7 protein-coding genes and 1 pseudogene are annotated in these 20,469 nt (G+C 52.9%); all 8 read left to right on the plus strand.

Features of this window, described 5'->3' with window-relative positions:
- Positions 1 to 29 precede the first annotated feature (29 nt).
- A pseudogene (locus ABE504_RS00770) lies at positions 30 to 2,870 on the plus strand (DUF5695 domain-containing protein); the annotation flags it as partial.
- On the plus strand, positions 2,856 to 3,173 hold the full coding sequence (locus ABE504_RS00775) for a discoidin domain-containing protein (RefSeq protein WP_430084707.1): 318 nt from the start codon (positions 2,856 to 2,858) through the stop codon (positions 3,171 to 3,173). The pseudogene ABE504_RS00770 and the gene ABE504_RS00775, both read left to right, overlap by 15 nt.
- 185 nt (positions 3,174 to 3,358) lie before the next feature.
- Entirely contained in the window at positions 3,359 to 12,880 is a 9,522-nt protein-coding gene (locus ABE504_RS00780) for an S-layer homology domain-containing protein (RefSeq protein WP_430083113.1), read from the plus strand.
- Between the two features lie 619 nt (positions 12,881 to 13,499).
- A complete protein-coding gene (locus ABE504_RS00785; protein WP_430083116.1) occupies positions 13,500 to 14,450 on the plus strand; it encodes a carbohydrate ABC transporter permease in 951 nt (316 codons plus the stop codon).
- A 66-nt stretch (positions 14,451 to 14,516) separates the two neighbouring features.
- Entirely contained in the window at positions 14,517 to 15,356 is an 840-nt protein-coding gene (locus ABE504_RS00790) for a carbohydrate ABC transporter permease (protein ID WP_430083119.1), read from the plus strand.
- A gap of 131 nt (positions 15,357 to 15,487) precedes the next feature.
- Positions 15,488 to 16,891 (plus strand): ABC transporter substrate-binding protein, encoded by a 1,404-nt coding sequence (locus tag ABE504_RS00795; protein WP_430083122.1) that lies wholly within the window; start codon positions 15,488 to 15,490, stop codon positions 16,889 to 16,891.
- Positions 16,892 to 16,972: 81 nt separating this feature from the next.
- Entirely contained in the window at positions 16,973 to 18,808 is a 1,836-nt protein-coding gene (locus ABE504_RS00800; protein ID WP_430083125.1) for a cache domain-containing sensor histidine kinase, read from the plus strand.
- Complete coding sequence (locus ABE504_RS00805; protein WP_430083127.1) at positions 18,801 to 20,402, plus strand: response regulator transcription factor; 1,602 nt, start codon at positions 18,801 to 18,803, stop codon at positions 20,400 to 20,402. Before ABE504_RS00800 ends, ABE504_RS00805 begins: the two co-directional genes overlap by 8 nt.
- Positions 20,403 to 20,469: the final 67 nt, after the last annotated feature.

A 20,469-nucleotide genomic window follows, 5' to 3' on the forward strand; every position in this document is an offset into this window, starting at 1 on the left:
GAGGTTTAAGCTTGAGACAACCCTGGAACATGTGGTGGAAACACATTGCAACATCCAAATCCGTACAAACGCTCTTCGCCTCGGCCATTACTGCAAGCGCTCTCATTTTAATTCCGCAGTTAGTGTCGGCGAACACGATCTCGAACAGCTACTTCAACGTCGAGACGGGAACGAACGGTGAAATTACGTCTTTAAAGCTTACGGGCGACACGTACCCAACGAATTATGTGATGAATGCGACGAACGCGCCGAATCAAAATACGGCCGATCACCAATGGGCCGGTGAACTGATGTTCAAGTATCGCCTCGGCACAGGCGCTTGGACGGAAGCGCTCACGAGCAAGTCGAGCGACGCCCGCACCGTCACGCAAAGCGGCTCGACCATTACCGTCAGCTACCAGAACTCCACGAACGCTTCCGGCATCAAGAACTTCAAAGTGGATGAAAGCTACTCGCTCGCCAGCGATTATTTGAAATGGCAGATCACGGTGACGAACACGAGCGCGCAGACGCTGGAAATCGGCGATTTTGGGCTTCCGCTGCCTTTTAACGAGTTTTTCACGGCTGGCAATAATGATGAAATTTACGAAACGCGCACAATCTCTCATGCGTTTATAGGGAATAACAGCTCGTACTTGATTGCCCAGCGACCTAGCGGCATCGGGCCCTTCCTGATGATGGTACCAGATGCAACAACGGGGGCAGGACTTGAATATCAAGATAACTGGCGGGTGGAGGAGCACCCGGGCAGCAAGTGGGCGGCAGATCAAGGCGGTTATGCCAAGGGGCTTAACGTTTATTATATCCACTCGAATGTCATCAAAAGCAACAACCGGGGCTACCTGCCGAACACAAGCTTAACGCTTGCGCCGGGCGCGAGTAAAACGTATGCGTTTAAGTTTTTCAAGGTGGCTGACGAGTACGCGGTTCAGGATCGGCTTTACAGCGAGGGCATGATTGATTTTAATGTGGTGCCGGGCATGATCGTACCGACGAACCAAACGGCCAAATTCGACCTGCACACCTCCAAAACGATTACAGCCATCACGCCGCAATACCCATCCGAGACCACGGTTACCTCACTCGGCACAACGGGCACGAATCATAAGCTCTATCAACTCAGCATGTCGCATCTCGGACAGAACAACATCACGGTGCAATACGGTTCAGGTGAAAAAACGGTGCTCCAGTTCTACGCCATCGAACCGATCGATACGGCGCTGCAGCGCCATGCCACCTTCATGGTGAACAATCAACAGTGGAATCTTCCCGGCGACCTCCGGGATAAAGTGTTTGACGACTGGATGATGCAAAATAAAGCCAAACGTAACAGCTTTGCCGGTTATTGGGGCTGGGGCGACGATTGGGGCTTGACGCACGGTCAATTTTTGGCGGAAAAGAACGCGCTGAATCCGGTCGCTTCCGAGGTTACGGCGGTCGATAATTATTTGGAGACCGCGGTGTGGACGAACCTGATGGCAGGCCATCACACCGACTATCTGGTGCCGGACTTCCTGATGCCGCAGCCGAATACGACGCCGACGTATCGGGGCTATGCCTACCCGCATATTTATAACACCTATTTCAGCATGTATAAAATCGCGAAGCTGTATCCGAACCTGATCACGTACAAATACCCGGCGACGACCTATTTGCTGCGGGCTTATAATATTTTCAAAGCTCTCTATGATGGTCCTGTGGCGTACAACTGGTCGACGGGGCTCATGGGTGAGCTGACGACGCCGGACATTATTAAAGCGCTGCAAGCGGAGGGCTATACCACGCAGGCCAACGATATCATCAGCAAAATGGCGACGAAATATGCCAATTTCTCCGCAAGCGCTTATCCTTACGGCTCGGAGTACAGCTACGACAATACCGGCGAAGAGTCGGTATATATGCTGGCCAAGATGAATAATAACAACACCATCAGAGGAAAAATCAATGCCAAAACACGCGCCTCGCGCGGGCATATGCCAGTCTGGTACTACTATGCGGATCCCGTGACCATTACCGGCGATAACTGGTGGAACTTCCAGTACAGCACATCCTTGGCCGGCTATGCGATGGATGATTGGATCCGAACGAGCTCCACGAAGCCGGAAGTCGAGCAGCGCTTGTCCTATGCGGCGAAAATCGCCAACGTGAGCGCGATCAACTCCGGCCAGATCAGCAGCGACCCGGCCAATATCGGCGCGGTGTCCTGGACGTATCAGGCGAACAAAGGCAACTACGGCGCACTTGGACTTGACGGAGGGCCTTTATTCAATGGCTGGCGGGGAATGAGCGGGGAAGCCGACTTGGGCTTGTTCGGTGCTTTAAAAGTATTAAGTGCCGATGTTTCCGTGGACCCGATTTTTGGTTTGTATGGCTACGGGGCCGATGTTACGCTGAACAGCGGGAAATACACGATTACCCCCAAAGACGGTTTAAACAAACGTCTAAATCTGATTACCGAAAAGTTCTCGATGGAGCTTGAGCGAGATCAGTACACTTCGGCCATTGTGGCGACAGCTAAAAACGATGTGAATTTTACATTGAAAAATGCAACGCCATCTTCCGCCCATGTGACCAAAGTAACGTTTACCGGGCTTGCTGCGGGTACGTACAATGTGTTGGTGAACAATGCCATCACGGGGACGGTCACTGCGACCAATGGTGCCAAAACGGTTGTAAGTCTTAATATCGGAACGGGTGCTACTTATGATGTTAAGCTGCAAGCCGGCACATCATCAGGACCTGTTGATGTAGCCCCGCAAGGCACAGCCACGACATCCTTCGTATCGGCATGGGAAAGTCTTGCTGGCCTGAATGACGGGTATGCGCCAACGAGTTCAAATGACAGAGGACACGCAGTGTACGGCAACTGGGATAACCCAGGTACGACGCAGTGGGTGCAATACGATTTCTCCTCTGCGAAGACGCTCTCCAGTACTGCGATTTACTGGTTTGATGATGACCAAGGTATCGATCTCCCTGCTTCTTATACCATTCAATATTGGAACGGCACGGCATGGGTCAATGTTGCGAGTCCATCCGGCTTAGGTTTGCTGCCGAATCAGTACAATACAACGACCTTCACGCCGGTATCGACGACCAAGATTCGCGTCAATGTGACAGCTAAATCCACGTTCTCAACAGGTATTGAGTCATGGAGAGTTTTCGGTACTTAAGCTGGACGAATAAAGCGAGTCAATGCCGGAAATGGCGTTGGCTCGCTTTTCGTATTCGCGTCATCGGCCTATGTTCATTAAGTAAAAATAACCACACGATCAGTAAAGATAGTTGCATGCCAGAGTCTCCGTATCCCGCTACAATGTGCAATATGCAATTAAAGTCGTACAAGGAGGATATGTGAATGAGCATGAAGCATTTGGTCAGGAACAAGATCGGCGCAATTGCTATGAGTACATTGCTCGTGCTTGAATTAATCCCGGCATTCAGTTTGCCGACGGTTTCAGCGGCCACGGTGACTCCCGTTTATGCAGCTGCCTATATGGGGTCAAGTTCCACGACAGGTACTACGCTGCCGTCGACAGTTCAGATTGACGGCCAGAGTACGCCTGTCACCTGGAGCATCAGCGATGACGCATTTGCCGTGCCTTACGACACGGTGACGGTTACCGGTACGGCCGGGGGCCAGTCGGTTTCGGCCAGCGTGGAAGTCATTCCGCCGGCAAGCAATCCGTTGGTTTATTTTGTGGACAGCGGCCGGGGCGGCGATTCCTACAGCATGCCGGCTACTTCGTCGCCGGTGTACGAAGCGGTAAAGCAACTGAGCGGTATCGGTTTGCTGAATCAGGTTCCCGATCAGAAGTATGTCGGCGGTACGACAAATTGGGGCTTTGACGATACCACACAAAAAGTAAAAAATTCGCAAAATGGGAATCTAACGAATCCTGCGACAGATCCGTCCATTTGGGTTGTTGGACTTCGCTCTGCGAACAATGACATTGTCTATAAGCTGCAAGCGCCCGAGGCCGGTACCTATACGATTACCAGCGGCTTTTACGACTGGTATGGCTCTCGCTCTCGTGGGATAGGGCCCAAAATCGAGTACAAGGATACAGCGGGCACGACCAAAACGATTACGCTGGATAAGCTGAATACCAATGCAACCAAATCCATGTCCAGTGAGTTTACGCTTCCTGCGGATATGGACGGTACGGCTCCGGTCACATTGACTTATGCCTACGTCGATAACGAGAAGCCGATCTTGAGCTGGTTCGCAATTGCCAAGGGGGCCATCAAGCAATCGATTGTCGATGCCCAACTAGCAGCGTCTTCGACGGTGAGAGTTACGCTGGACGGCAATGATGTGAAGGCCGACAATCTCAATGGTCTCACGTTCAAAGGCTTTGGCGTACTCAGCGGCAACAGCTCCAGCGCGCTCCTGATGGATTACAAATCCGAGAATCCCGAGGCTTACGTGGAAATGATCCGCACTTTGTTCGGCGGCGATCATCCGCTCATCGACCATGTGAAGATTGAGATGGGCAACGACCGCAACAACTCGACGGGCCCGGATCCTGCGACGATGCGGACGGCCGATGAAGCAGCCAATGTCGCCAGACATCCCGGCTTCCAGCTCGCGGCCGACGCGAAGAAGGTGAATCCGAACCTCAAGGTGAGCATCCTGCGCTGGAACGCGCCGGGGTGGGCGAATTCGAACGATAAAATCTATACCTGGTACAAAAATACGATTCTGACGGCCTATCGCCAGTATGGCTATATGGTCGATTACGTGAACCCGGGCGTGAACGAGAGCGCGCCAGATCTGACTTGGACCAAGCAATACGCCAGTCAGGTGAAGTCAGACAGTACAGGGTTCGATAACGATACGGAAAAATCGCTCTACAATAGCATCAAAGTCGTCATTTCCGACGAAGTGGGCATTGGCTCGTTCGGCGGCACCATGGTGAGCGACGTGACCCTGCGGGATGCCGTGGCCGTCGCGGGTTATCACTACAATACCGATGACGACAGCGCAGGCAATTTCAAAAAGCTTGCCGATCAGCTTGATAAAGAAGTATGGAACAGCGAGGCGCAGGCGACTTTCAGCAACTCGGCCTTCCGTCCGAACAACAACATGAAGGACCCTTCCGTAGCCGGCACAGGCATCGGCGGAACCGGCGGCCCGCTGGAAATGGGCAACACGATTATCAAGGGCTTCGTAAACTCCCGTCGGACCCACTTTATTTACCAGCCGGCGATCGGCTCCTTCTACGAAGGCGGCCAGTATTCTTTTAAAGAATTGCTTAGCGCACGCGACCCTTGGTCAGGCTGGATGCATTATGACGCAGGACTTGTCATTCTGAGGCATTTCAGCGACTTTGCGAATACAGGCTGGGAAAACGCCAACAATACGGCGGGCATTTGGCGGGCCGTTCCGCAAGCGAGCTACACCGGCGCATCGGGAACGAACCCTGTCAGCGGGCGCAACGGAACGCCAAGCTACATGACGCTGGCCGCACCCGACAAGAGCAACTTCTCGACAGTGATCGTGAATGACAGCGAATATGAGAAAACCTACAAGCTCCAGGCACTGAATATGAGCTATACGGGCAACCCGGCGATGGAAGTATGGGAGACCCGCGCAGCGGATCAGGGAGCAGCTTTTAACAGCAATTATTTAAAATATTTGGGTAATGCGAACGCAGATAGCGGCGGCGTTTACACCGTTCATGTGAAGCCGTACTCGATCGTGACCGTGACCACGCTGCCGAAGCATGGCGATGCGGAATTTGCGAAACCGCTGCCTGTGGAAGGCGAGCGTACCGTACTCGATACGGATGCGACTGGAGCGGTTCAAAACACGACGGATAAAATTCTGTATGCCGATAGTTTCGATTACACCGGCCAAACCGTTCCTGTCCTTGGCGCAGACGGCCAAATCGCGGGCAGCGAAAGCTATATTGATTCTCGTGGCGGCAGTAAGAGCGTTATTCCGCGCTACACCTCCGACCGCAATGGCGCGTTCGAAGCGTATTTGCCGGACGGATCGACGAACTACGTGCTGCGTCAGCAAGTGGATAAGGTCAGCATGGGCCTCGGCGGCAGCTGGAATAGCGGCGATCCCGTCACTGGCATCGGTGACAATCGATGGATGAACTACAAGGCCAGTATCGATGTTTCTTTTGAAAACAACAGCACACAAAGCGGTGCGAACTATGCGGCAATCGGCGCGCGCTCGCAAGGGGGCGGCAGCTCGCACTCGATTACGGGTACACCTTATGTGCTCAAGTTCTGGTTCGACGGGGGTTGGCAGTTATTAGTCAACAATAGCGCCGTTGCGAGCGGCAATGCGGCCACTGGAACCGGCGGCGTGAAGATTGATGGATTCAACACGGCTTATGATGCTGTGCATAACATTGCAGTCCAGGTTGCCGGCGCTACAATCAGCGCTTATGTGGATAATGTGAAGCTTGCGGATTACACAGATAGCGCACCGAAATTGTCCGGTCGGGTCGATCTCGCAAGCGGATACTATAATGTTCGTTTTGATAATTTGCGCGTGGAGACGGTAGATGGCTATGCGCCGTACTACTCGGAGCTGCTCGACGGTCTGGAAATGAACGATCTGGCTTCCCCGCCGGCAACCAAACTGGTGTACAGCGGATCATGGAGCCACCAGAATGGGCAAGGTATGTATGTGTACCAACGATCCATCTCGACAAGCCAGGCTGCAAACGCAGCGCTATCCTACACATTTACAGGAACAGGGCTGGATATTCTCGGATTGAATGACGGGTCCGCCAAGCTGGATGTGACTGTTGACGGGCAAACTGTAGCGGTTTCGGCAGCAACGGTTGCCTCGAAGGAATTGTATCAGACCTATGCGCTTCGCGGATTGAGCAATGGCCAGCACACGGTGCAGGTCAAAGTCGTGAGCGGCACGCTCGCCGTAGATGCGGTTGCCGTTGTGTCGGGCGGCGTGCAGGCTGCGCCGGATGTGACGACACTCCAGAATGCAGTGACGACAGCTCAAACGGTCAGTCGTCAGGATGAGTTTACTGACAACAACTGGACGCTCTTCGAGACAGCACGTTCAGCTGCGCAAGCGGCGCTCGCCAACCCGGTTTCCTTCCGGCTTGATCAGGAAGGCGCAAGCCAGCTGGCGGCACGTTTGACTGCCGCTCAGAATCAGCTGTTCACGGGCAATATGCAATCGCTCGCCACACCGCTCTATGCGGCGACTTACGTCGGCCAGCTCCCAACCCTCCCTCAGAAGGTTGAAGCGACCCTGCAGGACGGCTCGAAGCAGCTTGTGACCGTGAATTGGAATTTGACGGGTCTGAGCTTCGATACGGCCTACGCAACTGTGGCGGTAACCGGCACTTACGGTAATTTGACGACGGTGTGCTACGTGGAAGTAGTTCCTGAGCACCTGTTGTATTTTGCCGATCTGAACGCGACGGCAGCCAGTGCATTAGGCTATAACTCGCCTGCCTATACGGCGGTTGCGGCACTTGCGACAGCTTCTGGCAAAGCGCTGCTGAACAATACGCCGGACCAAGCGTATAACGCTTCTACGGGCTGGGGCTACGCCGGATTCAATGCCAGCGGAGCGGCGTCCGTCAGCTTTAAAGGTATCGTCACCGGTCCTTACAGCAAGCAAACGACGACAGGGATTTATACGGCGAATGCAAACGGCGCCTACCTTACGTATTCGTTCGACAATTTGCCTGCCGGGAAATACGCGCTGACATTTGGCACCCATGACTGGTGGTCGGTCACGCGAACGGCCGATGTTTATCTGGAGTATGACAGTAAAAGTGTGCTGATGGATACTTTTACATTGACCAGCCCGACAATCGATGCGGTGAAAAGTTACACCGTGACCAAGGAACAGGCCGGCACACTCAAATTGAAACTGGTTGCCAAAACGAACAACCAGTCGCCGCTTCTATCCTTTGTGGGCTTGTCGGAGGTCATCCAGGCGCAGCCGGCTGACAAATCGGCCTTGCAGGCGCTTTATGACAGCAATAAAAATAAAGTGAACGACAACTATACGCAGCAAAGCTGGAGCAGCTTCCAGGATGCGCTTGCCGGAGCGCTGAGCGTGCTTGGCAATGCGGATGCGACGCAGCAGCAAGTTGACACGGCTTTGCAGGCCTTGACCAACGCGGTGGGGGGGCTTGTACAAAATTCAGCTACAGTTCGCACGACAGAACTATATGCGACTTATGTGAATGCCGTTCCGCAGTTGCCGACTCGGATTCGCCTTGTTGACGGAGGACCCGAGTATGACATAACAGCATGGACGACAGATGGCAATAACGGGATGACGGCAGCCGATTTTGCCACGCCTTATGCAACCGTTACGGTGTACGGCAAATATATGGATGGTGTCGAGAAGCAATTTACCGCCTATGTGGAAGTTGTGCCGTCTAATGTGAAATACTTTATTGACGCCGGCGCTGCAAATTCCTATGTCTACGATGCCGTTCGAAAGCTGACGGGCAGTGCATTATTGAACGGCTCGACCAATCAGGTTTACAACTCCGATTCCGGGTGGGGCTATATCGCACTCGGCAGCAACGGAGTGACCAAACCGATTATCAACAAGTCCGCTCAGTCCGATCTGGATAAAAATGCGACAGGCATTATGATTGACGGCGGCGATCCTTTATCCACGCTGTCCTATCAGCTTGATGGGCTGGAAGGCGGAAAGAGCTACCGCTTTACCTCCTATCACCGTCTGTGGTGGAGCAATGAAATGCCGATCAAGATAACAATAACGTATACGCTGAATGGTGAAACGGTTACCCAGATTGTCAATCGTCTCCATCTGGATCATACCGGGCACTCTCAGCAGGTGACCTATACGCTAAACCTGCCGCAAGGCGCAACCGATGTTAAATATGTACTGACCGATGCAGGGTCCTATACGTCCGGTCCGGGAGCGGGTAAGACGAACAAAAATCCAGCGATCAGTTGGCTTGCCGTCGAGGAGCTGAGCGCTCCGGCAGCGCCTGTAACCTACACGTCCTTAGGCGGTGTAGCCGGCGAGAACAGCGATGTCTGGTTCGATACGAACGGTGCACCAATTCAGGCGCATGGCGGTCAAGTCACTTGGGTTGACAATGTCGCCTGGAACGGCAATGTGCCGACGTATACAGCCTCTCCGGCTAATGGCGACGGGGCATGGGTATGGGTCGGTGAAGACAAGACGTATGGCGGCCGGCCGATTGGGGGCATTCACACGTATGCGTCCAAGGACATGTATAATTGGGTGGACATGGGCGTAGCGCTGTATCCTCATCGTGTGTTCCCTGTAGAGAAAACGGCTGACGGGCAAGGCGTTCAAGTGAGCGAAACGCAGCTTGCGGCGCTGAAAGAACGCGCTATGGGGACAGCCGGTTCGGGAACAAACGAGCTGGGTCAGCCTTTGACGCAGTCCGACATCGATTATGCCCGTGACTTCCTGCAGGCTTACGTAGATCGAGGCGTGCATCCGGATTACAGCCGGGCTAACGATGCAAGCTTCAACTACAAGACGGCAAGCTACGATAATGACAGTCTTAAGCTCGCGTTTGATCGCACCTATGCGTATTACACGATAATGGAGCGTCCGAAATTGCTCTACAACGATCAAACGAAGAAATATGTGCTCGTGTATCACGTGGATGGACCGGCGGATACGCGGATCGTGGAAAATTTCGATACCTTAAAAAATACGCCAGCAGCGGATACTGGTGTAAGCCGGTATAGCCGTGCGCAAATGGGCTTTGCTGTAGCGGATTCGCCATTCGGCCCGTTCAAGCTTGTCAATGCGCAGAGAATGAATGATGTCGACGGCTACTACGATACAAGCAAGGGTATGGCGCGCGATATGACCGTGTTTAAGGATGACGACGGCAAGGCGTATGCGATCTATTCCAGCGAAGAGAACAAGTATATGTACATTTCCCTGCTGAACGATTCGTATACCGCACCTGCCACAAACGGAACCGAAGGGCGCGGCGAGACATTCACAGCTCGCGTACTTCCGGATACGAGCAGAGAAGCGCCGGCGATTTTCAAATATAACGGATATTATTACTTAATCACATCCGGTACGACCGGCTGGGATCCGAATCCGTCGATTGTTTACCGCGCCAATAACATCTTTGGCAACACGACGGACGGCGGCCAAACCTTTACGCCATATACGAAGCTCGGCAATCCGTTCCCGAATGACACCACGAATACTTCGTATCGTACACAATCGACAGCGGTGATTCCTTACGATCCGGAGAACGGCCTCTTCATCTACATGGGAGACCGCTGGATTCAAAAAGCGCTGGATACATCCGGCTATGTGTGGATTCCGGTTCAAATCTCGGCAAACGGAACGCACATTGAAGGTCAGACCTTGAGCGACTGGACGCTTGATGTGCTGGATAACTTAGCTCCTCTGCAGGTGTTGACGACTAGCGACCACACATTCAAATTGGGCGAGACGCTCCAACTGCCGGATACGTTAGATGTGAAGAAAGGTTCGATAACGTACTCCAACGTGCCGGTAAGCTGGGATTCGGCGAGTCTTGAGGCGGCGAGATTGTCTTTGGGAATTGCGACGGTCAAAGGCACGCTTGGTGGAAGTTCGGCTGTGGCAGGCAGCACAGTTGATTATCAGGTTACAGTCACGCTGCCGGACAATGTGCTTTACTTCATGAATCCGGAGACGAGTGCGGTGGCGCAATATACCGAGTTGGTTAATGCTTACACGGCTGCTACAGGCAAGTCTCTTCAACATGACGTGACCGATCAGGTGTACAATCCTGAAATCGGAAACACGTGGGGATATGTGGGTTCGAACAGCGCGGTCCGAGCGAGCACGACGGATATTTTCCAAAGCCTGCGTTATGTGACAGGCACTACGGACAGAAATCTGACTTATAAATTTGACGTCGCCAAGGGCGATTACGATGTGTACATCGGCTTCTATGATCCTTGGTTCCAGTACTCGCAATCCAATCGGGTGGTCAACACCTCCATCAATGGAACTACGGTTGAATCCGGCAGAATTATCACGGATGCTTATAAAGTTGCGGAGCACAAAGATATTGTGATGGACAATGCCGGAACGATGGATATTACGGTTTCTCCTGCAAAATCCGGAAGCAACACCGACGCACAGTTGAGTTGGATCTTGATTTCGAAAAAGGATGCGGAGTCCGAAGGTCCGGACACCGAGAAACCTGTGATCACGCTTCTCGGTTCTCCGATTGTGAATCTCCATCCAGGCGACAGCTACACGGATGCGGGGGTAACGGCAGCGGATGATCGTGATGGCGATATTACAGCCAACACCGTGACGACGATTACGTACAACGGCAATCTGGTTCCAGCGATTAGCACCGTGACCTCAGCAACTTACGTCGTTCACTACAATGTAAGCGATCTGGCGGGTAATGCCGCACTTGAAGTGACGCGTCTGGTCAACATCGTGGAAGACCTGGATACGGTGGTTCCTGTGATTACATTGACAGGGCAGTCCGTGGTTAACCTGACTGCGGGCGATAGCTATACAGATGCAGGCGCAACAGCTGTGGATGACCGTGACGGCGGCATTACAAGCCGGATCGTGACGACCGTGACGAAGGATGGCAATCCTGTTGCCGGTGTAAATACAGCGGTGGCGGGTACGTATGTGTACCATTACAACGTCAGCGACTTGGCGGGCAATGCGGCGCTGGAAATTACTCGAACGGTTATCGTGACTCCGAATGATGGCGAAGATACGACTCCGTCTGATCCGACACCAGATACGACGCCAACAGCACCTGCTCTTCCGGAAACACCTGCTAATACGCTAGTTCTCGGTAACAATGATGTGAGCAATGCGACGAACGGCACCGTAGCCGTGAAAGTCTCGGAAGGCATCGAGACCGTGGTGCTCCCTGCAGACGCTGCCGAGAAAATGGACGACAACGGGCTGCGCTTGGACCTGCCGAAGCTTTCGATCGAGTTCTCCAAAGCAGCACTGAACAGCATCCAAGGGGCAGCCGGAGGCAGCTCGGAGGGGACGCAGATTCAAATTTCAGCCGTGGCTGTTTCGAAGGATACGGTCGGCAAACTTAGCAGTCCAACCGGCGTTCAGCTGGGAGCAGCAAGTGAAGTCTATAATTTCAGCCTGAGCGTTGTCTCGGCGGACGGTACGAAGATTCCAGTTACTACATTCAAGGAACCGTTGGTTCTTACGCTAAAAGTAGATCCAAATGCGAACCCTGATCTACTGGGTATCTACTATATCGCGGATGACGGCAAGCTTGAATTTATCGGCGGGAAGCTGGTAGATGGCATGATGGTTGCGAAAGTCAGCCACTTCTCCAAGTACGCTGTGCTGGAGTATAACAAAACGTTTGCCGATGTGAGCGCAAGCTTCTGGGCCAACGGCATTATCAAGAAAATGGCGGCGAAGCATATCATTGATGGCGTAGACGATACGCACTTCAACCCGCAGGGCAACGTGACGCGTGCACAGTTTGCTGCGATGCTCGTACGTGCACTTGGCTTAACAGATGGCCATGTTGCAAGTTTTAAAGACGTTACCGCTGACGCATGGTATGCGGACGCCGTGGCCAAGGCGAGCGCAGCCGGCCTTGTGACCGGACGCACGTCCGATACCTTTGCACCGGATGCTGACGTAACGCGCGAAGAAATGGCCGTGATGATCGTGCGGGCGTACGAATACCTGCATGGCAAGACGACAGCACCGACCAGTCCAAGCGCCTTTGGCGATCAAGGCGAGATCGGAGACTGGGCGCAGAGCGCCGTAGGCGCTGCGCAAGCATGGGGCCTCATCAGCGGCCGCAGCGGCAACTTGTTTGCGCCGCAGGCGAAAATGAACCGCGCGGAGAGCGCGCAAGTTATTGCGAATTTGCTCCCGTAGACCGGGCAAACTTCGCAAGTCATTGCGAATTTGCTCCCGTAGACCGGGCAAACTTCGCAAGCTATTGCGAATTTGCTCCCGTAGACTGGGCAAACTTCGCAAGCTATTGCGAATTTGCTCCCGTAGACTGGGCAAACTTCGCAAGCTATTGCGAATTTGCTCCCGTAGGAGCGGAGCAGGACCAAAAGAGCGAGTCAATGCCGTTATCGGCGTTGGCTCGCTTTTTGTGTGCTTGAAGTGGCTGGAGGGAAGTGAGACGCCCAAGGATAAGAGTGGTAAACCACGCTTATTGCAGCGTCCCACGCCAATCCGAAAGAAATAAGAGTGGTGAACCACTTCTCAGCATGGAAATATCGCAGATTTGCGGCTCTTTTTCCCAGATAGAAGTGGTTTGGTACGCTTATTTTCCGGCAAACGCTGGATAGATAAGAATTAGGAGTGGTTTACCCCCTCTATGCTTGGTCTCCCGCCATCATAAGCGACACGAGCCCCATCCGCCTGCGCGAAATCGCCCGCATTTAGGTAAAAATAACGGTGTAGATGCACAAAATACCGTTATATCCGGGCTGCCTTTTTCCCCTATAATGATCTCAACTTACTGGATTTGAGGTGAACGGCTATGCGCAACGCAGTTGATTCCGTAGTAACAAGTCCGGAGGCCTTGGCTTCCGGGAGAAAAAGAAAAAAGGGTTCACTTCAACGAAGTGAAACGCTTACCGGGTTCCTGTTCGTCAGTCCGATGCTGCTCGGGGTGTTCATTCTCGTGCTGCTTCCGATTCTCGCAACGTTTATTCTGAGCTTGGCCGATTGGAACTTTGTGGCCGGGATGAAAGGCATCCACTGGGTAGGCTTCGACAACTTCGCCAAGCTGTGGCAGGACGAGAAATTTATGAAATCCGTCGTCAACAACTTGATTTTTCTGCTCGTCGTACCGGTGTATATGCTCATCTCCATGGTACTGGCGATCTTGATCGACCGGCATGTGTATATGAAAAGTTTTTTCAAAGTCGCGTACTACATGCCGTACATCTCAAGCATTGTTGCGGTGGCGGTCGTGTTCCAAGTGCTGTTCCAGCCGTCCTATGGGCCGATTAACTCCTTCCTCAGCGCACTGGGCGTCGCCAATCCGCCAAAATGGATTGCAGATCCGAGCTTTGCATTGTTCTCGGTCATGATGATTACCGTATGGGTGTCCATCGGCTTCAATATGATCGTGTACATTGCCGGCCTGCAGGCGATTCCGAGCGACTTGTACGAAGCGGCCGAGATCGATGGTGCGAACGCCTGGGTCAAATTCCGGCGCATTACGTTCCCGCTGCTCTCGTCGACGTCCTTCTTCCTGCTGATTACGGGCATTATCTCGACGTTCAAAGTGTTCGACATCATTGCCGTACTCACGCAGGGCGGCCCGATTAACTCCACGACGATGATGCTGTGGTACTTGTATGAAACAGCCTTTGTCAATCTGAAAGTCGGCTACTCCTCCTCGATGGCGGTCATCATGTTCATTTTCGTTATGCTGATTACGCTGGGGCAATGGATTGCACAGAAAAAATGGGTCAATTATTAGTTGCGCTTTCCGAAATGACTGTACTTTATTTCGGAAAGTCGCCTTAAAGAAAGGAGCGAAACGCAAATGGAAGAGCGCGCAGGCTTTAACCTACGCAAAACGATCATCACGGTGGTGATGCTGGCCGGAGCGATTTTGTTCATGCTGCCCTTTTTCTGGATGCTGGTGACGTCTTTGAAAGTGGAAAGCGAAGTGTTCGTCTATCCGATCCAGTGGCTGCCGAAGCAGTGGCATGCGGTTGAGAATTATAAGGAAGTATGGTTCGGCAGCTATCCGTTCTACCTGTATTATTGGAACTCGATTAAAATCAGTGTGTTGACCACATTGATTTCCTGTCTCGTGTCGAGCCTGGCCGCTTACGGATTTTCCAAAATCCAGTTTAAAGCAAGCAAATACTTGTTCATGATCGTCCTTGCTACGTACATGATTCCAGGCTACGCGGTCATCATTCCACAGTTCATTTTGTACCGGTACATCGGCTTGTTCAACAATCATATCGGGCTCATTCTAATCGGCAGCTTTAGCGTATTAGGCACCTTTATGCTGCGGCAGTTTTTCATGGGGCTGCATCAGGATTTCATTGAGTCGGCCAAAATAGATGGAGCGGGCCACTTCCGCATCTACTATGCGATCGGGCTGCCGATCGTGCGGCCGGCGGTCGCCACGTATGCGATTCTCAGGTTCGGCTGGACGTGGAACGATTATTTTAATCCGCTCATTTTCCTTCGCACCGACAAGCTGTTCACGATTCAACTGGCGATGCAGAAATTTACTTCCGTCAGCGGAGAGTTCTATTCCCTGATTATGGCGGCTGCGGTGTCGGCGATTTTGCCGCTGGTCCTCATTTTTATCATCGGGCAAAAGAACGTGCTGAACGGCATCGCTGTGGGCGGCGTCAAAGGGTAGAGGTAAGTAATTTTACCCATAAAAGTAAAAATAATTGCGAAATAAGTAAATTTTGTTTCATCAGCTGCGCCTTGCAGGCTTATATAATGTGATTACGCAGAAGATACATCATCTAAATAGGGAGGTTCACTATGAAAAAGAACATTTGGTCAGGGGTCCTTGCAGGCAGTATGGTCGTTGGTTTACTCGCAGCTTGCAGCAGTAATGGCGGTACAACAGCAACAACGCAGCCGTCCGCAGCGGCATCGACAGGAACGGCGGCAACGGCGGCGCCGAAAGCCGACCCAGTCACACTTCGCTTGTACACGTACGGCACAGAGGAACAATACAACTGGAAGAAAACACTCGACGCCTTCACAGCGAAAAATCCGAATATCAAAGTCGAGCTCGTGCAGCTCAGCGACAAAGGGGACACGCAGGAAGCGACGAAAAAGCTTGACCTTGCCGCAGCTTCCGGCGAAACGATCGACGTACTCATGTTCTCCGACCCGGCTTCTTACGCGCAGCGCGTAGGCCTTGGCATGGCGGCTCCGCTGGATGACTTCATTGCCAAGGAAGGCTACAAAGAAGAGGTCGAGTACAAGGTCGACACGCATTTGAACGGCAAGGTGTATGCGCTTCCGGGCAAATTCAACCCATGGTACGTCCTGCTGAATAAAGATCATCTCACGGAAGCTGGCCTCAAAGTGCCGACGGATTGGACCTGGAACGATTTTGCCGATTATGCGAAAAAGCTGACCAAAGGCGAAGGCGCCTCCAAGCGCTTCGGTACGTACTTCCACGGCCCGCAAGGCGGCGGCTGGATGGAATACCTGAAGCTGATGATGGAGAACCAGCCGACCAATGCAGACCTGCTCAAGCCAGACGGCTCTTCCAACTTGGCGGATCCGAACTTCAAGAAAACGCTCGAGCTGCGCGTGAAAATGGAGAAAGAAGACAAATCCTCCGTTCCTTATGCAGACATGATCTCCCAAAAGCTGGCTTATCGTACGCAGTTCTTTAACCAATCCGCGAGCATGATCGCGATCGGTTCCTGGATGAACACGGAAATCGGCGGAACCGACAAAGTGCCGCTCACATTTAACGTCGCTGTTGCACCGTTCCCGAAAAACAACCCTGGCGATCCGAACGGCCTGACGCCGGTTACAACCGACTATGTGGCGGTAGGCGCGAACTCCAAGCATAAAGACGAAGCGTACAAATTCGTTCGCTGGTATACATCCGAAGGCCAAATCGCGCAAGGCAAAAACATCCCGTCCTGGAGCAAAGTCAGCAACGATGACGTAGGTAAAATTATTGACACGATTTTGGCCGGCACGAAAAACCCTGAGAAAGTCGACAAAGCATCACTCGTGAACACGCTGACCATCTCCAAAGCTTCGCAAGTTGTGCCGCCGGCTTCGTACCAAGCGGAAGTGTACAAAGTGCTGAACACCGAGTATGAGAAGCTGATTCTGGGCAAAGAAGACATCGACACAATGATCAAAAATTCCCAAGAGCAAGTGGACAAAATTATCGCTTCGAATAAGAAGTAATCTTTGATATACTAACGGTAACAAGGGGGCGGGCTGCTAGGCCCTCCCTTTTTTTTCATCTAAGAGGGGGACTTGGTGGGGATGTTTACACGGCTCAAAGAAATGCTGACAATCCGCTCTGTGCGCTACAAGCTGATGGTGGCATCCATTGCCTGTATTCTGGTGCCTGCGGCCTGCACCATGCTCATCTATAACAGCCTCACCCAGGCAGCGGTGAAAAAGCAAGCGATTTCAAATGCGTCGGATTCGCTGCTGCTTTTAAACGGAAATATTACGAATTTATTGAAAAGAATGCTTAGTGTTGCGAACTATGTGCAGTTAAATCCGGAAATGAACGCCTATTTCAAACTGCTCGCTTCGGGCAACGTCTACGAGGGGCAGAGCGATTTTTACCGCCAATTTACCGATAAAAACAGGGTCATTGAACAACTGGACAGCCTGAGCCTGATGGCGCTTGGCGAGCATTATTTTGTCACGGTGCTGCTGACGGACGGCTCTTATTTCATGAATTATTCCATCTCTGAATATAATCCGCTCGAGCTGAAAAGCGAGAAGTGGTTTGAAAGTTTAAAAGGTCTCAACGGTTACAATTCGTTCTGGACCGACACCACACCGACTGTGTTCCGAACGCTGAAAATGGATAGCCCTTACCAGGTTTCCGTCGTGCGCACGCTGCGGTTGGACAATAAGGAACTGTACGGCTACGTCGTGGTGACGATGCTGGAAAAGCAGCTCAATCAACTGTTCGATCGTCTGAACGAGCAAGTCGAATACATGATTGTGAACAGCGAAGATCAGATTATTTCGGATATGAATCCGAAAAAAATCGGCACGAAGCTGCCTTACCTGCAACAGTTCAAAGACGGGGCGACTTCGGCGATTATGCCGATTAACGGTGAGAATTTTCTGATCACCAAGCAGGATGTGAATCTGGGGCCGACGGGGTGGAAGCTTGTCTCTTTGCAGCCCTACCAGCATGCGATCCTGGATATTTCTACGATTTTCAATAATGTGTTCCTGCTGCAAATCGGGTCGTTCTTCGTGTTCCTCATCCTGCTGCTGCTCTTGCTCCGCACCTTTACACAGCCGCTGATGCAGCTTGGCAAAACGGCTAAAATGGTCCAGCTCGGCAACCTATCCGTTCGCTCCGGCATCCGGGGGCAGGATGAAATCGGCCGCTTGGGCTACTCTTTTGACCAGATGCTGGATAAGGTGAAAGATATGATCGCGGAAGTCTCCGATACGCAGGCCCGCAAGCGAAAAGCGGAGCTGGCGATGCTGCAGGCGCAGATTTCGCCGCATTTTTTGTTTAATGTGCTGAATTCCATCCGCATGAAGGTGATGCGGCGCGGCGATCCGGAGAGCGCGACGATGATCGGCTCGCTGTCGAAGCTGCTGCGCATGAGCATTTCCCATGAGCAGGACGAAATCTCGCTGCACGAGGAAACTGACCTCGTCTCGCACTATGTGGACCTGATGAATATGCGCCAAAAGGAAGAGACCGCCTACGTCATCGACATTCCGACCGAAGCATTCCTGATTCAGGTGCCGCGTTTCTTCCTGCAGCCGCTTGTGGAGAACGCGCTGATTCACGGTTTGAATCGCGGAGCTGGGCTGATTACGATCCGCGCGCAGATGGAGAAAGATCACCTGGTACTCACCGTCGAGGATAACGGCGCAGGGATGGATGCCGACAAGCTGGCAACGCTCCGCCGTAAAATTGCGCGGGGCGAGACGGTAAAAGCGTCGGCCGATCGCGTCGGCGGCGGGTTCTCGGGGATCGGGCTGCTGAATGTCGTGGAGCGGATGAAAATGACGTTCGGCGACCATTTCCAGATGGATGTGCAAAGCGAGCTAGGCCAAGGCACGTCCATTCGAATGATCATTCCGAAGAGGGAGGAGTCTCCATATGTATAAAGTCATGCTCGTCGATGACGATTACCCGGTGCTGGAGCTGCTTTCCGAGGTCATTCCGTGGCAGCAGTTGGGGTTAACGCTCATGGGAACCTATGAGAACGGACTCAGCGCGTGGGAAGACAGCCAACGGGAGCTGCCGGACATTCTGATTACAGATATCGGAATGCCGCGCATGAATGGGCTCGAGCTGATCACCCGGCTCAAGGAACGGAAGGGGAATATGCGCTGCATCATTTTGTCGTGCCACAGCGAGTTTCAATTCGCTCAGCAGGCAATGCGGCTGAACGTGCAGGATTATTTGATCAAGGATACGCTGGATCCGAAAGACTTGGAGAAGCTGCTGCAACAATGCAAGCTGAGCCTCGACGACGAGCGGCAGTCGCATTGGCAGCACAGCAAGCTGTCCCATTTGGTGGACGAGACGAAGGAGCTGCGCAAGGAGCAGTGGCTCAAAAATTTCATTCAGCAACCGCTGCTGAGCCCGCAGGAATGGTTGAAGGAAGCCGCAAGCTACGGCGTCTTGGTTGAGGATAGCGTGTGCCTTGCCGCCGCGGGGTTTTTGGTGGATTTTAGGCTGGCTCAGAAGCGGTTTTCCTCTGATCAAACGCTGCGCTTTGCCATCACGAACGTCATGGAGGAAGTGCTGCAAACGCTGGACATCCGCGTCATGCACGTCGCTTACGGAGCGAAAGAGTCCTTGTTTCTTTTCACGTATCGGCGGGGGATCAAACGCAACATGTTCGAGGATACGGCCGCGTGCCTGCATGCGATCCAGACGACGCTGTTTCGCGTGCTGAAGCTGCAGATGTCGTTCCTCATCGGGGACGCCTGCCAGACGCCGGAGCAGCTCAAAGGGAATCTGAAAAGCCTGCTGACCGCGGAATCGCAGCGTTTTTATATGGAGGAAGGCGGCATTTCCCGGTTGACGCAGGAGGCGGCGGGGCAGAAAGATATTTTCGCGCATTATGATGAAGCCAATTCGGAGCTGCGCGAGGTGCTGCTGGGGAAGCAGCCCGACGAGATCAGCGATGTCGTGGAACGCTGGACCGCCTTAATGCGGGCGGAAGCGTACGCGCCGGAGACGGTCAAGGACTGGATGCTCAAGCTGCTGCTCGACCAGAAGCTGAAATGGCAGTCGCTGCAAATGATACGCCCGAGCTACTCGACCGATACGCTGCATAAAGAAATCGTGGATCTGAGCACGTTGTATGAAATGAAGCGCTGGCTGTCCGGGCATTTGCAGGGCATTGCCGATCTGGCCGGAGGCAGCACAGGGCCGAGTCTGCGCCCCGAGATCATGAAGGCGTGCCAGTACGTATCCCAGCACCTCGACCGGAAAATATCGCTGGAGGAAGTGGCGGAGCACTGCTTCTTGAATCCGAGCTACTTCAGCCGGTTTTTCAAGAAGGAAGTCGGCGAAAGCTTCATCGAATACGTCACGCGGAAAAAGATGGAGCGCGCCAAAGAACTGCTGAATCAGACGAATCATCCCAGCAGCAAGATCTGCGAGATGCTCGGGTATGATAATCAGAGCTATTTTATTAAAACGTTTAAAGCCTACGTCGGCGTGACGCCGGTGGAGTATCGGGGGTAGGGGGCTGAGGGAGACGACAGGATCTGCCCGTGTCGAGGCGATTCGAGAGGGATGGGCGTCCCAGCTA

Origin of the sequence: Paenibacillus oryzisoli, assembly GCF_050467285.1 — a bacterium.
GTDB classification, from domain to species: domain Bacteria; phylum Bacillota; class Bacilli; order Paenibacillales; family NBRC-103111; genus Paenibacillus_E; species Paenibacillus_E oryzisoli_A.